Genomic DNA, 15,141 nt, shown 5'->3' on the forward strand with positions numbered 1-15,141 from the left:
TCAGATAGGAGGCTAAAGGTAGGCGGAGAATAAATAATATATCCATAAATATATTTCAGAGGACCACTTCCCCTTCTTGTCAGGGTCTATTAGGTGTTGATTTACGAAGGAGGGACTGCATCGTTCAGCGAGTTCATTTCCGACGAGGTTGACGCCTCATACGCCGGTTGCGAGCTTGAAAGCTCTTTCCTGAACTCAACGTAGCGAGGGCGCTACGGCGCCCAGCCTGTTCTCAGGAGCGACTCTGCTCTTGTGGGTTAGCCGAGCCTCGTTGCAAGACGCAAAAGTATGCGAGAGACGGGTCGGTTCGGCTCGTGACTTCGCGAGTGGCCGATGGCCGATGTAACACAACCAGGCTTGATCATATGACCAAGGATGTAAGCTTAGCCACGGCAGCAAGCACACGATGCGTCCACCAGAAGGACACTTCTCTTGCGCTCTTTGGAGGAGATCCCACGGTGCCGGCTGGGCGAGTTGTTCTTTGGCCAGCTGCGAAACGTAAACATTTGAAGGCGCTCGCAAATGTTGTCGAAAGCGGCAAATATCATCGCGTCAATCACCCTATGGTGATTGAGCTCGAAAAGCGGCTAGCGGATTGGTCGGGTAACTGGTCTGTGCGCGCCGTTGGAAGCGGCACAGCCGCTATTCACGTGGCTCTCGACTACTACCGGAACCGAGGTCGCCGAGTCGTTACGTCGGCTTTGAACTGGCCGGGAGCCGTCGGCCCAATCGCGATCAGTGGACTCGAACCGGTCTTTGTCGATGTTGAGCCAGACCTTGCCGGAGTTGATGAGAAGATGGCGGCCTCCCTCATCAAGCCAGGTGACGCGGCGACGCTCATAACTCATCTGTTCGGAAATAACCTCTTGGTTCCCAGCTTGAGATTCGCGGCGCGAGCGCGAGGCGTGGCGATTATCGATGATGTTTGCCAATCAATTGGCGCTGCGAAAGATATTGTCAATGGAGCTTACTTGGAGAGCGATGCACTCTCTCTCTCCGGCAACGGAGCTAAACACCTCGGGGCAGGTGAGCTTGGATTTGTCCTGACGAGGGACCCTGCTCTGATCCACCATGTAGATAATGTTTCGCTGACAAGCTCGTCGCGATGTGGAGCTAGGATATTCTCCCCGAACTCCAAAGGCTACAATTACCGACCCAATGTATTCTCTGCTGCCATTGCTAATCACAGGCTCAAGCAGCTTGACCGGCAGCTTAAAAAAAGGCGAAGGAATGCTAGGTTCCTTTGGCAGGAGATTGGCCACCTCTCAGGGCTTCTGCCTCTTTTCGATCCAGCAGATCATCAACAATCGATGCTGAATCTCCCGTTGCGTCTTGAGCCGGAAAAGCTCGGTTTTCTACCTGGCCCTACGGCCAGGGATTTCATCATTAAGCTTCTTCAAGCCGAGGGAGTTCCCGTTGCGGTCTGGCTGACGAAGCCCGTCTTTGAATATCTGCCGGATATCTGCGGCCAATGGTCAAGGACCGATTTTCCAAACGCCATGAAGATATTGAACACCATGTTTTACGTGTCGGAGATCGCTCCACCAAACGACGTTGAAGTGATGAAATTGTACGCGGCCGCGTTTCAAAAGGTCTGGGCAGCGCTTCCAAACCTAGCTTCAAAAATTCCTGAGATCGTATCTGTTGCCTGAGGGCGGGATGGCAAGCCGATGGACTGCTCAATAAAAGGTTTTCCACCATATGGCTTTTCGATTGTTCTCAAATTCGGCGGGAGCATCATGCGTGATCTTGCCGTGTGTAAGCTCGCACTGGCTGAACTTGAGCGTCTCGCCGATAAGGGCCATCGAATCCTACTTGTTCCAGGCGGCGGCATCCCGGACAAAGCAATTGAGGCGATTGATGCAGCCGAGCGATTAGATCCGTGTACCGCGCATCATGCGTGTGCTCTAGCACAGGACCAAACGGGGTATTTGCTTGCGGATGCCGCCTTCTCTTCCAAACTAGTTCCATCGGCCAGCCTAGGCGAATGCCGAACTCTCGCGAGACTTGGGAAGATTCCAGTGCTGCTGCCTTCCCGTTTGCTGTTTGCGGCTGACCCAGTGGAATGGAGTTGGGACGTCACATCCGACGCCGTTGCCGCGTGGATCGCTTGGTTAACTGGGGCACCACAGCTGGTGATTTTGACAGATGTCGATGGCGTGTATCGCGGTGGAGCAACCGACGATCCCGCTGCACTTATAGAGCAGATCGCTGCTCAAGATCTTGTCCTTCTCGGCCACACCTCGATTGACGCCTGCGCGGTCGAATTCATGGCGAAGAAAAGCCTTCCCGGCGTTGTGATTAATGCCCGTCATCCCGCTCGTCTCGCCGATTGGCTGGAAGGGAGACGCGTTAGAGCGACTAGGATCACCGTCGCGAGCAGGAAGGCCCATATCACAAGCGACCCTTTGGGGGGGGCGGCATGATGTCATCCACGGCGCTGATAGTGTATGGCCCGGAAGTCGCGCGCTCTGGCCTAACCTCGCTGCTCGACGAATTTATTCGCCGGCGAACCGGTTTGGAACTCTCGGAACGGTTCTTTTCGATTCATAGTCGCAAATCCATTGATGCGTTTTATACCCTTACCTGTTCCACCGGCGGGAAGCATTGGCCATTGGTGCTGGACTTATTCGACATGCGTCCGGTTTGCGCCACGATCTGGAGCGGACCTAATGCGCTGCACTTGTCGCAAAAACTGAAGGGTAACACACAGCCGGCCCAGGCTTTATCCGGCACCGTACGTAGTCTCTTTTTCTGCGATAATCCCGTGACGAACCTCCTTCATGTGAGCGATAGTCATCAAGTAATGGATGCTGAGCTGAGAATACTTAGGTGCCGGTCGTTGGGCGACGAAGCGACTGCTTGGATTTCTCTCGATTCCGGCTACATTGCCCATTCATCTTTCCAAATGTTGCTAAACGTTCTCGGCGACAGGGGAGCTGCGCCGATGCCGGACAATCGGAGTGATGGTAGCGCGTTTGCCCACGCAAGATTCTGTTACGACAGAGCACTCCTAACCGCAGCAAAGTCGGGCCTAACGACAGCCGTCCAGCGGTATTTCCAGGGGGATCGAGCCGGTCTAGAAGGCCTCTTCCGGTATGCACCCCTCCGCTCATCTTGGGACCGCCTCATTCTTGAGGCCGGTCTGTTTTCAATGCCTCTTTGGAATTGCTTACTGAAGCGAACCGTTGATGCCGTCGAGCCGGGAAAACAACCAGGCATGGCACCGCGCCGGAAGGCCGGAGAACAATGAGCGAACTTGATCGTATCAGGACAACGCTTCGGACAAGTCAACAAGCCACTTTCCCGCGTCAGATGCAGGCATTCGGACTGGATCTGGTCGTACAGGAAGGGGTTTTTCCTCCAGAGCACTTCCAGAGTTGGCGTTGGATTAGCGAGAATTTTCCCCCATTCGACGGAAAGACCGTCTTAGAAATCGGCTGCGGTTTCGGTCTTCCCGGCCTTCTGTTGGCAAAGACTGGCGCGCTGTCGTTGCTGACTTGTGACATCAATCCGAGGGCCGTCGCGAACACGTTGGAGAATGCTGCAAGAAACGGCATTAGTAACGTCGAGGTCATCGCAAGCGATATATTTAACAATGTTCCACCTGGCAGAAGGTTCGACATCATATTTTGGAACTACCCGTCGAGCTACGCTCCAGAAGATTACGAGTTTGTCCACGACCTCGAAGGTGGTGCGATCGATCCAGGGTACAACTTGCTCGAGAGATTTCTTTCAGATGGCCCAAGGTTCCTTACGGAATCAGGTCGTATCGTTCTTGGGTTCGGCACTAATGCCCGTGACGACCTTCTTGAAAAGATTGCGGGTTCAAATGATCTCACATCTGTGCTTCTGCGAGCCGGGACCTATCCCGACGTCAAAGTAACTTACAGGCTGTTCTCAATATCAAAGAAGGCCACAAGCGCATGATGCCCGAGCTGATGCGCATTGCGTTGGTCGCCATTTCGCGCAATCGGAGCAAAGATAGCTGGGTAGCGGGCAGTAGCGTCCTTTCGCAGTTCATCCAGCGTGCGCCGAACGACATTGACATTCATCATGTCAATTTGGCCGCATTCAATCAGGCTGTGGATAAGGATACCAGGGCTCTGGCGGACGCGGGGTTCTCCATTGCCACATCGCGACCTGCCGACGCGGAGCTGGAGATCGTATTCTTGAGATCGAACGGGACCCTGGCGATAAATTGGGTTCTCGAACAGGAACGACCGACGGCGTTAATCAACGATCCGCTTTTTGGGACAAGGGCGAGTTTCGCGGACGTCATCGCGCGAAAGGTCGAGATGCACCTGGAGAACCACCATTCGAAGCACAGGGATGATCTCCTTGCACTCCTGGAGCATTCCGCCTCAATCTCGGCCGAAATGAGTCTGGACCAATTGGTTGGTAGCATCTCCGCGCTAGACCTCGCGAAATACGTCAATACCAACCTTCGTGGCAGCACGCGATAGATGTCAGCCCCCAATCTCCCAGGAATTCCCGAACACCGTGGCAAACGTAGAAGTGGACATGGAAGAAGCTCGACCTGGTCCACCGATCTGTCGACCGGCAAAAGGAGCCGCTGACTTGCTGTCGGTGAAGAAGGAAGCTAGGATCTTGCCTGCCTTCCTGCGTCCCACGCTGCTGCGGCCGACCCATGCCCTCTCGAGGCCCTCCAGCGCCACTCAGTCGGCGAGCGCGCCGTCGAACCTTGCGCATGGACCGCCTAGGTCACGGAGTCGACCTGGTGCTGCAGCCTTGCCCAACGACGAGGAACCTGCCTTGTCCTCCGGTTTGATCCCGGTGTAGTAGTTCGTCAGCTTCTCAATTGTTGAAGCTTCCCCTATGATCACCAAACACCCGCGCGCCGTGGCAAGAGGGTTGCTCGGTGAGTTCGTCGTTTCCATGTAACAAGCACGCAGTACGCACAGTCGAAAGTGCGGTTCAAGTTTATCGCTTCAATGGCTCGTGCACGCGAGCACGCGCGACGAAGACCGAGGTGGGATCCGGAAATAACCTCGGAACTGCCCGAATTGGCCTTGGTGGGGATTCAGACTTCCGCCATCTGCAGACACTGGCAAAGATATTCGCTCAGCAACACCAGAGGCGGCACGTGCATCGCCGACCCGGCCTGTGGCCAAGCCTCAGCCGAGGTAAACAATACCACCTCGTCCGCAGTCCGGGCGATCGGGCAGTCAACGCGGGTCGTAATGGCAATCGTGTATGCTCCGGTTTCGCGCGCAATAGCCAGAAAATCCTTGGTTTCCACAGTGTGGCCACGCGACGAAATGCCAATGGCGAGGCTCAACGAGCCAAGCCCTCGCGCGAGAGCGTGAGACACGGTGGCGGACCCCGAGCAATGTGCGGGGAAACCTAGGCAGATCAGTCGCATGGCCAGAATATCAGCGCAGACGGATGACGGCCCCGTGCCGAACAGTTCGACGCATCGGGCCGCTCGGATGCGGTTGGCAAACCCACTAATTTGAAGGTCGTCAAAACCACGAGCGGACACGGAAATTGAGTTTTGTAAAGCAGAACTGAGGATGGCGATCCGAGGAGCTGTGTCTACAGCTTCTGATGGCGCGCGTTCAGCCAGTTCGCCGCTCAACTTCCGCCGCTCAATTTCGCCGCTGAGCGCAATCTTAAACTCGCGAAATCCCGCGAGTCCCAAGGTTCGGCAAAATCTTACAATTGAAGCAGAACCGGTAGCGGTGTTGCGCGCAAGGTCGGCAATGGACAGCGCCAGAACAGCCTCGGGGTCTTGTGCAACATACAGAGCTATACGTGCGAGCGCATTCGGAGCCGTGTTAATTGCATCATAGATGATGTCTAGCAGCAATTTCTGTGTATGTCGGGGCTTCCGCATGTGTCTTAGTGTTCGTTCCAAGCTGGCAGTCGACCCGCGAAGGCCTAGCAAAGCCCTGCATATTCGAGTCTCGCTGACGGTTCACTGACGCAGATCATAGACAAGGTCGATATCGGATTCCGGCTGCCGCTCCGTTCGCGCCCATGTCTCGGCAGTCGGGGCAATGGACGCGAGGGCATGCGCTCGGCCGCTCGCGAGGCGGTCTTGCGAGTGGCCTCGTTTAACGACGTCTCCTGGCCCGATGCTGTCAATGGAGCTTGCTTTACTGGCTGCGCATGCGCCGCGCAAACCGTGGTGTCCTCGTCGTCAGGGCAGTGGGGACGACTGCACGGCAACGCAAGCGGTGCCGTCTGGGAAAATATATTCATTAGTATATTGGCGACATAACCAATCTTACTTGCATTCTTCTATGATTAGGTTCATCGTCCGATCGAAAACGGGGGCATGACAAGGTGACTACATCTCTAGGGAACGCCGACGTGGCGTTTGGTAAATAGCTCATCTCAGCAAGTTGGCCACGAGCTTGCCGATGCCACCCGTACTAGCGGTTCGTCTCGCGGCTAGCGCATGCGACGGGCTTTACTTCTCTGGTACGGCAACAGAGGGCGCGACTGCTTGGGGTCAAGCTGGTCAGGAACTTGTCCTGTCGCGCATTGGCTCCGGCTGTTTAAAAAAGCCGCTGCAACAGTGAGGAAACCACAATGTTTCACCCGCTTCCAGAAGAGCTGCGCGATATCGCGGGTCAACCCTTTCCACTTTATCCCTGCTCGAATGAATCTTGGTCAATCAAGCCGACGGCCGGCCGCTCAAGCTCGCGGGTTATGATATGTTCCATTCCGAAGGCGGGCACCCACCTATATGCCCGTCTGCTTGGACTGCTCGGGCTTGTACAGTCCGATGTGTTCTTTAATAAAGACTATCTTGGAGACTTCCGCTTTGTGGATGTCGAGCGAGCTCGCTTCACTCATTCCGAAAATATTCTATGGATACCGATCGAGATATCCTCGCGCTTTATTCAGCCCGGTCAGTTTGGCTATGGGCATCTACCGTGCGACATCGGCACTCGCCATTGTTTAGCGGATTTCAAGATCGTCTTTCTTTCGCGCGAAATGCGTGCGGCAATTGTGTCGCAGATGCGATATGTAGGTGACAGCGATTGGTGCCCGCCTGAGAGGGCTGAGATTACGTGGCGCAATGAGCCGGACGGACCTGACAAAATGCTGAAGTACTTCGATGAGATCGCGCCTTTCATTTTCAATGATCGCTGCCATCCAGTGGCACCGTGGGCGGATCAGGAGAATGTTCTTGGATTGAGCTATGAGCAGATCATAGGCGACCAAGGACGCGAAGTTCAGCTCGAGACCATTCGCAGAATTGTAGAGTTTTGCGAGATCGAGCGGCCGCCGCAGCCTGAGCTGATCTTAAACCAGCTAATCGGACAGCAGACCTTCACCCTGTCCAGCGGGCGAACTTCGTGGGAGGCTTGCTGGAATGCCGAGATCGAGGCGCGGTTTACCGCGCTGGGAGGGACGAGACTCAACGAGCGATTCGGATTTGGTTCGAGATAGATTTCAGGCTGTCGCAGAGCCCGGCGATGGCAGGTACGCTCGGAGCCGCTCGCCGGACGTTTATGCGAGCGATATTCTGGAAAGGCGCGCTGACCACTGCCCACCTGCCGCCCGCGCAATCACTTCCTGAAGTGCCGACATCGCGATTGGCGCGGGGCTTGCAAGGACCCTTGGTGCAACGTTCGACCGGAGCGCAGCGACGGGAGATGCCCGGGAGGGAGGAACCTGCCTCGATCCGGTTAGGAGACAAGAATTGTTGAATATAATCCCGCACACCGCAGCGCGAGTCCCGCGCGCCCTAAGCCCTCTTATCCCAGCTTTACGTGCAGGTGTTTGCTGCAGTCACGCTCAGCCATCGCACTCGGCCGCCTGAAGCCGCTCGGCGAACGGCGACCGCGGGGGCAGTTCGCACGCACACAGCGCCGCTCACGGATGGGTCGGCTGTTGGGCCCAGCCATCCCACCGCATCTCTTCGAATAGCACGAGCCCCTTGACCTCCCGTCATCCGCGAACAGCGGGTGAGGCATTAAAGCGGTGCCCCCTTTGACGTCAAAAGGCCAGCCGTTGCCGCCCTGCCGTTCACTGTTAATTGGAGCCTAACCATGCCTTACGCCAAAAGCCGGCCGTATCGCTCTTTCAGCCCTAGCCCTGCTTTTTTTCGGGCTGGCGACGCAATATGGTCCAGTTGCCAAAGACTACGTGCGCCAGCATGAAAACCATAGCCGGCTCGTCGCGTTTTGGCGGAAGCTCATTCCAGAGCGGCGCGACGCACTCTTAAACGACGCCGCTGCGCCAACTGCTGGCAACCCGAATGGCGACGTCCCTCTCGTCTTATTTTTGGACTACAACTGCCCGCGGTGCCGGGCGGAAGACCGTACAATCCAGCAAGCCCTCAAGCATGATCCCATGCTGAAGGTTGTCTACAAACATTGTCCGGGCAAGAGACCGGGTTCCAAATTTGCCGCACTGGCGGCGCTCGCCTCCAGCAAACAGGGAAAATATGAGGCGTTCCATCACGCCCTTATGGCTGCTCGCGGCCAGCTCAGCCAATTCGACATCTTGACTATCGCACGACACGTTGGCCTCGAGGTTGAGCAGCTCAAGCGGGACATGGAAGACCGCGCCATCGAAAACGTCCTCGAGCGCAATTGCGCGCTCGCCAAGGAGCTGTACATCAACGTCACGCCGGCGTTGGTTCTCGGCGACGAAGTGATTTCAGGTGTGCTCAAGATTCACACGCTGGAACGCTTCATCGCCAAAGAGCGGGAAGAAGCTAAGCGTCGTGCCGGATCACAACTTCGGCATTTTGACAGCGTGGCGGCCGGTGCGATCCCGTTCTTTGGCCACGAGTGCCGCTTCTCGCGCCGGGCCAAATCTCTTATATGGCCCGGCAACGCGGTGCTAGCGTGCAAAGTCCTGCATTCAGCTCGCTTTCCTCAACTTGGCCGAACGCGATCGCACAGCTCGGGATCTATTCAGCCGGTCCTGGTGTTTCCGTTCCGCCATCGGCGTCTTTCACCGAAGCCTCGCCAGAAGATAGGCGGGAGGCGCGCCGACGCCTGCTTCAGATCGCGGCCGGCGCGACGATGATCGTCATGGGCTCTCGCCCCCCTGGGGTGATCGTACAAGTCCCGATTGTCAGAAGAATCTGTTGACGTGGACGCCTCGGCGCCAAGCTCGCGCCACCTGTCGACAGCGCGGCCCTTGGCGTGTTGGATAAAGCCGCAAAGCGGTTGCAAGAAATCCCGTTCGGATTGACGAAAATGACGGTGGCCGCACCCATGCACCTCGATCATGCCATTCAAGGCCGAGGCTCTGGTCGAGGTCACCTCATTGAGGATGACGGCGGCCGGAATTGCCTGGATCAAGCAGCCAACCGTGGTGCGCGACACCTCATTTATTGAATTGAGGGTGGCGCCGGTGTTCCGGCATTGAAGTCCTGATATCAATTGTGCGACAGGCTGCCTCATCGAACCGCTGGCGGAGGCAAGCGTGGGCTGCAGCACCAGATCACAGGCATGCCGCCAGCGAGGCCATCCCATGTGCTTAATGGCCATGCCGCCAAGATCGAATTCGCTACCCGCATGAAACCTTGGTGTGGTGGAGGTGTTGAGAGGCACCTGCGCTAGGCTGGCGAACGGTTAGAAGCGGGCAAAACCCGTAGCTCAGCTCATAGCCCGCCTAAACAAAGGCGGGCATCGTAGAAGGCCGCAGTCCTTCGGACTTAGGTCCAAAAGAGCGGCCCAGGTGATTTCGCAAGCCGGGCGGGGGTTTGCGCCGTTCGCATCAAGAGCTGTCCGCCCGGCCAATTCTGTCCCTCACATAAGCTGGCGGTCAGCCGCAAACGGTATACCAACTGTCGAATCGGCCATTGTTTGGAGCCGCACACAGAGCGCCGTAACAAACCTTCTCACCCTTGAAGTAGGCCAGGAACTGCAGCAAATGCGATATTTCGTCCTGTTCATCTTGGTCCCGGATACGCTCCGGACCGCCCTGCGATTTCAATGCCATCTCGATCAACTCGATCGCCCGATCTTTGTTGCCGCTCTCGTGATAGTACAGGGCTGCCAAACGATAAGGCAGGAGCTTACGTTTGTCGCTTTCCGGGGGATTCAGTGCCAGGATGTGTTCGGACAGCTGTTTTCCCATCGCCAAGCGCTCAGCAGACGGAAAGTGCGAATGGTCAAGGTTCGGAAAGAAGAGCTCGTCTAACGCCGCAACCATCCAATTCTCGGAGTTTCTGTTGATCGCGTCGCGAACGAATTGGCGCATGACGGGCAAGCCGACCTGCATGTCCTTCATTTTGTGAAGCAACAGATTCACATGAGAACGGCGGAAACCGAGGTTGTCCGGCATCAAGGCGATGCCTTCTTCGATCGCCGAGAGCGCCGTCTTCCAATCCTTTTTCTCCACCGCCGCCCGATATCTGTCCTTGATCGGCTTCTTCAGCGCTTGTTCGCGCGCTATGGGTTCGCCTTCCGCGATCCGCTCCGCATCGGCGGATTTTGCCTGATCGCTGGTGCGCCAGCTGCCGTTAAGCACCTTCGGCAAGACCTCATCGAGTTCCGTCGGTTCACCAATAAAGGCGATGCAGCCGTCTCGGTCGACCACGAAACTGGTGGGAATCCAGAAAGAAAAGCTGGGCTCCATCCAAAGCTTGTCCATTTCGCCTGTGGAGTCGAATGCGATCCGATAGTTCAGATTCGGGAACTTTTCCGTCAACCAAGCGTCCAACGTGCTTCGGGCCTCATCGGCCGTTGGAGCGCGTTCACTAGCCGCGACTCCTACGATCTCAACGCCGCTTTCCCTGTATTTCTCCTGCAGCTGCATCAGATGGGGCATCCCGTCCACACACGAACCGCACCAAGTTGCCCAAAATTCGACGATGTACACTTTGCCGGGCTCGAAGCTGGTGAGGGGCTCGCCACGCAGCCAGGTTTCCGCTTGAATCGAAGGAGCCGGGGACTCGATCTGCAACACCACGTTGTTCTCCAAAGCCGTTGTCAAAGGTTGTGAGATTTTCTGCACGAGCTTATTTCCCTCTCAGAGACGGCACACGGTTCAGGGGAGAGAACATCCTCGTCTGCTCCATTGCATACCGTCCTGCTGCAAGCGTTGCAAGGTCCATGCCAGCGGGCTCAGCGCGCAAGTGCATGAATATGCTTTGAAAAACCTCCGCAGTGCCCGGATGGCGGTTGGATTGAACCTGACAAGTTTCTGCCTTTGTCAGGTTTTGAACGCGCATTGCCCGTGTTTCGCGCCGCCAGAAAAGCGTGGCCCATCCGCACGATCCTGAAGCCCAAACCGTCGAACACGTGCGACACCGCCGCAATATGTCGTGCCATGCATCGATGCCAAGCGCCTCGGCGTTGAGCTCGCAGCACGCCAGAACATCATCGACGAGACGTTCAAGCTCGACCCGGGAACGGGAAAACGGCCCGAGGTTTGGCCTTGGTCGGGACGGCCGAACGGCAATATCGCCGAGAGGGAAAGACGCAGAAGAAGATCATCACACCCGGCGAGCCGAAAGTGTCGGCAAGCCATCGCAGAAGGCAGCAAACATGCAGGCCCAGACGTATCGCTGGGCGATCTGAGGGAGTGGCATACGTTGCGCGCCTGGTGCAGAAATTGCTCGCATCATGCCGAAGTAAGGTCGGCCGCGCTAATCCGCCGGTATGGCAAAGGCGCACTATTCAGCACGGTCGAGGGCACTTGGTTGCCCGGGAATTGACCGGCTCATCACTGGTCAGTGATAATGCCAGCCAGTTCATCTCGAACGCCATCCTCTCCTGCGCGGATCAGAACCGGTCGAATGGCATTCCATGCGCATGGCAAGCATCGCTATCGCCTGTGGCGCGCCGACTGCAACACCGCGCGGCCGCACTCCCAAATCGCCTGGCAGACACCGGCCAAGTTCGCCACCACCTTCAATCCGCGACGGTCGCTCGCGCTGCGCTATGCGAAAGGCTCCGCGCCAGCCCCCGTCGCTTCACCCGCCCAGCAGCGCACAACCCACGCCGGAAACGAACCCAAAACTGGAGAAACTCGGGGCGACGTCATTTAGATTCCACCCATGCAGAGGTACTTCATTTCGAGGTAGTCTTCGAGCCCGTGGCGGGAACCCTCCCGCCCGATGCCGGACTGCTTCATGCCGCCAAAGGGCGCCGCATCCGAAGACATACGCCCCGTATTGATGCCAATCATGCCATATTCCAATGCCTCGGCCACGCGCCAGACACGCCTCAGGTTCGAGGCATGGAAATAGGCGGCGAGCCCGTAAATCGTGTCGTTTGCCTCACAGACAACCTGATCCGCATCGTGGAAGCGGATGATCGGCGCCAACGGCCCGAAAGTCTCCTCTTGCGCAACCGCCATGATGCTGGAGATCTCGGTGAAGGCTGTGGGTTTGAAAAAGGTGCCATCCTTGCCGATACGTTTGGCCCCGCATCGATTATCCCACCCTTGGCAACGGCATCTGCGATGTGGGACTCGATCTTGGCCAAAGCATGCATGTCGATGAGTGGTCAGACGTCCACTCCCGGAGCGAAGCCGTCGCCAACCGATAAGTGCCGGACTTTCTCCACGAACTTCTCGACGAACTCATCGTGAACGCTCGATTGGACGTAAAGCCGGTTCGATGAAACGCAAGTCTGGCCGGCATTGCGGAACTTCGCCTGGATCGCGCCGTCAACGGCAGCGTCAATATCCGCGTCGTCGAAGACGATGAAGGGCGCATTGCCGCCGAGCTCGAGGCTGACCTTCTTGATCTGGTCCGAGCACTGGCGCATGAGCAGTCGGCCAACCTCAGTGGAGCCTGTATAGCTGATCTTTCGGACCTTGGCATTGGAGCAGAGTTCGCGGCCCCACGCGATCACCTTCGGACGCATAGACCAGGTTGACAACGCCGTCAGGAAAGCCGGCTTGCTGCGCGAGGGCAAATATTGCACCTGCCACGAGCGGCGTCTGTTCAGCAGGTTTGAGCACGATCGCGCAGCCCGCCGCCAGGGCCGGCGAGATCTTGCGCGCCACCATGGAGGCCGGGAAATTCCATGGCGTGATCGTGCCAACAACGCCGATGGGCTGCTTGATCACTAGCATTCGGCGGTCTGTCGAGGGTGCCGAGATCGTCTCGCCATAGACGCGATTGGCCTCCTCGGCATACCATTGCAGATACGCCGCCGCATGCGATACCTCTGACATGGCTTCGGCAAGCGGCTTGCCCATTTCCGCAGTCAGAATCGCGGCGAGATCGCCTGCATGGTCGATGATCAGCTGATGCCATCGCCAAAGAACGTCGCTACGCTCTCGGGCAGTCAACGCGGCCCATCCCGACTGCGCAACATAGGCCTTGTCTACCGCAGCACGTGTCTCCTCCACGCCCATATCGGGAAGCTCTGCCAAAACTTCGCCGGTCGACGGATTGACGACCTCGAACGTCTTATTGCCAACCGGTCTGCCGAGTGCCGGCAGGCGGTCCATGGCTCCAAACAGGTGCGGGGATTTCAGACGGCGGATCATCGGCAGGCACAGGGGCAATACCGGATTCCTCCTCAACGCAGCGAACATCCAGGTCGACAGGCCGTCGGTGTGTATTCTGCACCAGCGGGTTCGTCCTAGGGCCTCGGCAAAGCAGCTGGTAGACCAAACATACGACAACAGTTCCGTTAGTTTGAGTGCCCGCGGTTCATCAGTTGATGGATTGAGCAGCCGGATGTTTGCTTCATCCACCCGCTGCCTGCTGGTGGCGTGCGAGTGTATTCTGCAAAAGGCGGCATACATGCTGAGGAGCGCCGTTTCGGCGAGAGGCCCGCCTGGACCGCCAATGCCGCGCAAGGCCCGCGAAACGACTCCGCGGGTCTGCATGATCTGCTTGGCCCACCGGCCTCCATATTCGCTCTTCCCACGAGAAGCCCCAAGGAAGAAGGAAGGCGAGATGAGTTTCTTTACTCATCCTTGCCGCCCAGCGGCGGGCCGACCACCAAAATGGCGGGCTCGGCCGAAAGCAGCTTCTTGGCCGCCGCCTTGACCTGTTTGAGCGTCACCCGACCGATGCTGCGGGCGCGACGCTGGTTGTAGTCGACGTCGGCCTTGTGAATCTGCAAATCCAGGAGCCGGTCTGCAATCGAGCTGGTCGAGCCCAGACGGTCAATGGCATAGGTGCCGATCAGGTGCTTCTTCGCCGCCTTGAGCTCGGCCCCGGTCGGTCCTTGCTGCGCCATCTGCTTTACCACATCTCGCACGATGCTCAGCGTTTGGGCGGCGCAGTCCGAGCGTGTCTCTGTCGTAACCAGAAGCTTGTCAAGGGTCAGTTCAGAGCTGACGTGATAGGCAAGGCCGCGTTTTTCGCGCACCTCCTCGAAAAGGCGGGAAGTCATGCCCGAGCCGCCGAGGATGTCATTCATCAGCACGGTGGCGAAGTGATCCGGCGCGCTACGCTTCACGCCAGGCCAGGCCAATCGCAGCGAAGTCTGCGGCAGGTCGCAGTTCTCCTCCACCAGTTGGCCGAGCTTCGGTACGACATCGGCGACGGGGGCGAGGGTTTGTTGCTCAGGCAAGTCACCAAACAGCTGGTCGAGCCTTTCCCTCAGCGTGTTTGCATCAATGTCACCGACCACGGCAATATGGAGCCCGTCGCGAGCGAAAATCGCCTTGTGGAAGGCGAGGAGGTCGGACGGCGTGATGCCGGCCAGGCTCTCTTTTGTGCCTTCTCCCGGCCTCGAAAAAGGATGCGTGCCATAGATCGCGCGCAGCCATTTGCGCTGAGCGATTGCGTCAGGGTCGCGCTCGCTGCCGACGATGTCGGAGACAATCTCGGCGCGGACGCGATCGATCGGCCCCTGGTCGAAGCGCGGCGCGTTGAGTGCGAGCCGAAGCAGGCCGAACGCGGCGTCCTGCTGTTTGGGAAGCATGCACACCGATCCGCAGATGTAGTGTCTTTGCGCCTCCAAACCCATCTCGGCGCCGGCATCGTCGAGCTTCATCTGGAAGGCATCGCTGTCGTAATTACCGGCGCCTTCGATGAACAGGCCGGCCATCAGATTGGCCATCCCCTCCTTCCCGACCGGGTCCTGCCTGATGCCGCCGTTGAAGGCAAAGCCGATGTTGACGATTTCCACTGTGTGGTCCTCCACCAGCCAGGCGATCATGCCCTTTTCGGACTTCACCTCCTGGATGTTCATCGCAGCATGGGGCTGAGCGCCGAGCGTCATCTCT

Annotated in this window: 11 protein-coding genes and 2 pseudogenes; 9 read left to right on the plus strand and 4 right to left on the minus strand. The window is 57.6% G+C overall.

Features of this window, described 5'->3' with window-relative positions:
• Positions 1–365 precede the first annotated feature (365 nt).
• From EN738_RS02715 to EN738_RS02735, 5 genes are read left to right on the plus strand one after another with little or no spacing between them, the layout of a single operon-like run.
• Positions 366–1,652: a DegT/DnrJ/EryC1/StrS family aminotransferase gene (locus tag EN738_RS02715; RefSeq protein ID WP_095521241.1), complete on the plus strand. Its 1,287-nt coding sequence runs from the start codon at positions 366–368 to the stop codon at positions 1,650–1,652.
• An 18-nt stretch (positions 1,653–1,670) separates the two neighbouring features.
• Positions 1,671–2,426, plus strand: coding sequence for an aspartate kinase (locus tag EN738_RS02720; RefSeq protein WP_127282364.1), 756 nt, complete (start codon positions 1,671–1,673; stop codon positions 2,424–2,426).
• A complete protein-coding gene (locus EN738_RS02725) occupies positions 2,423–3,253 on the plus strand; it encodes a nucleoside-diphosphate kinase (protein ID WP_236370659.1) in 831 nt (276 codons plus the stop codon). Before EN738_RS02720 ends, EN738_RS02725 begins: the two co-directional genes overlap by 4 nt.
• Positions 3,250–3,930: a methyltransferase gene (locus tag EN738_RS02730; protein WP_127282365.1), complete on the plus strand. Its 681-nt coding sequence runs from the start codon at positions 3,250–3,252 to the stop codon at positions 3,928–3,930. Before EN738_RS02725 ends, EN738_RS02730 begins: the two co-directional genes overlap by 4 nt.
• Positions 3,927–4,466 (plus strand): hypothetical protein, encoded by a 540-nt coding sequence (locus EN738_RS02735; RefSeq protein ID WP_051695334.1) that lies wholly within the window; start codon positions 3,927–3,929, stop codon positions 4,464–4,466. The genes EN738_RS02730 and EN738_RS02735 overlap by 4 nt, the downstream gene beginning before the upstream one ends.
• Positions 4,467–5,044: 578 nt before the next feature.
• On the opposite strand, the gene EN738_RS02740 is transcribed toward EN738_RS02735, so the two are convergent.
• Positions 5,045–5,833, minus strand: a complete 789-nt coding sequence (locus EN738_RS02740; protein WP_189347427.1) for a MurR/RpiR family transcriptional regulator — start codon at positions 5,831–5,833, stop codon at positions 5,045–5,047.
• A 728-nt stretch (positions 5,834–6,561) separates the two neighbouring features.
• Between EN738_RS02740 and EN738_RS02745 the strand changes: the two genes are divergently transcribed.
• The 3 genes from EN738_RS02745 to EN738_RS35300 all read left to right on the plus strand — a co-directional run bounded on the left by EN738_RS02745 (position 6,562) and on the right by EN738_RS35300 (position 9,363).
• On the plus strand, positions 6,562–7,428 hold the full coding sequence (locus EN738_RS02745) for a sulfotransferase domain-containing protein (protein ID WP_108722861.1): 867 nt from the start codon (positions 6,562–6,564) through the stop codon (positions 7,426–7,428).
• A 699-nt stretch (positions 7,429–8,127) separates the two neighbouring features.
• A complete protein-coding gene (locus EN738_RS02750; protein ID WP_236370657.1) occupies positions 8,128–9,018 on the plus strand; it encodes a DsbA family protein in 891 nt (296 codons plus the stop codon).
• A 204-nt stretch (positions 9,019–9,222) separates the two neighbouring features.
• A complete protein-coding gene (locus EN738_RS35300) occupies positions 9,223–9,363 on the plus strand; it encodes a hypothetical protein (RefSeq protein WP_164746818.1) in 141 nt (46 codons plus the stop codon).
• Between the two features lie 399 nt (positions 9,364–9,762).
• Here EN738_RS35300 and EN738_RS02760 read toward each other — a convergent pair whose 3' ends face one another.
• Positions 9,763–10,956: a TlpA disulfide reductase family protein gene (locus EN738_RS02760; RefSeq protein WP_245460610.1), complete on the minus strand. Its 1,194-nt coding sequence runs from the start codon at positions 10,954–10,956 to the stop codon at positions 9,763–9,765.
• 714 nt (positions 10,957–11,670) lie between these two features.
• On the opposite strand from EN738_RS02760, the pseudogene EN738_RS02770 reads away from it, so the two are divergent.
• Positions 11,671–11,992, plus strand: a pseudogene (locus EN738_RS02770) (hypothetical protein); the annotation flags it as partial.
• On the opposite strand, the pseudogene EN738_RS02775 reads toward EN738_RS02770, so the two are convergent.
• Positions 11,989–13,407: pseudogene (locus tag EN738_RS02775) on the minus strand (NAD-dependent succinate-semialdehyde dehydrogenase). The pseudogenes EN738_RS02770 and EN738_RS02775 overlap by 4 nt on opposite strands.
• A 464-nt stretch (positions 13,408–13,871) precedes the next feature.
• The gene (locus EN738_RS02780; protein WP_348629072.1) at positions 13,872–15,137 is read right to left on the minus strand and encodes a pitrilysin family protein; all 1,266 of its coding nucleotides are present in this window, start codon (positions 15,135–15,137) and stop codon (positions 13,872–13,874) included.
• Positions 15,138–15,141 lie beyond the last annotated feature (4 nt).

Source organism: Mesorhizobium sp. M4B.F.Ca.ET.017.02.2.1 (assembly GCF_003998955.1).
Classification (GTDB): domain Bacteria; phylum Pseudomonadota; class Alphaproteobacteria; order Rhizobiales; family Rhizobiaceae; genus Mesorhizobium; species Mesorhizobium abyssinicae.

What these genes read in the sequence shown, in the direction of transcription:
- EN738_RS02715 (WP_095521241.1), top strand. Translation starts at nt 366, where the DNA reads ATGACCAAGGATGTAAGCTTAGCCACGGCAGCAAGCACACGATGCGTC.
- EN738_RS02780 (WP_348629072.1), bottom strand. Translation starts at nt 15,137, where the DNA reads ATGACGCTCGGCGCTCAGCCCCATGCTGCGATGAACATCCAGGAGGTG.
- EN738_RS02720 (WP_127282364.1), top strand. Translation starts at nt 1,671, where the DNA reads ATGGACTGCTCAATAAAAGGTTTTCCACCATATGGCTTTTCGATTGTT.
- EN738_RS02745 (WP_108722861.1), top strand. Translation starts at nt 6,562, where the DNA reads ATGTTTCACCCGCTTCCAGAAGAGCTGCGCGATATCGCGGGTCAACCC.
- EN738_RS02730 (WP_127282365.1), top strand. Translation starts at nt 3,250, where the DNA reads ATGAGCGAACTTGATCGTATCAGGACAACGCTTCGGACAAGTCAACAA.
- EN738_RS02725 (WP_236370659.1), top strand. Translation starts at nt 2,423, where the DNA reads ATGATGTCATCCACGGCGCTGATAGTGTATGGCCCGGAAGTCGCGCGC.
- EN738_RS02735 (WP_051695334.1), top strand. Translation starts at nt 3,927, where the DNA reads ATGATGCCCGAGCTGATGCGCATTGCGTTGGTCGCCATTTCGCGCAAT.
- EN738_RS35300 (WP_164746818.1), top strand. Translation starts at nt 9,223, where the DNA reads ATGCCATTCAAGGCCGAGGCTCTGGTCGAGGTCACCTCATTGAGGATG.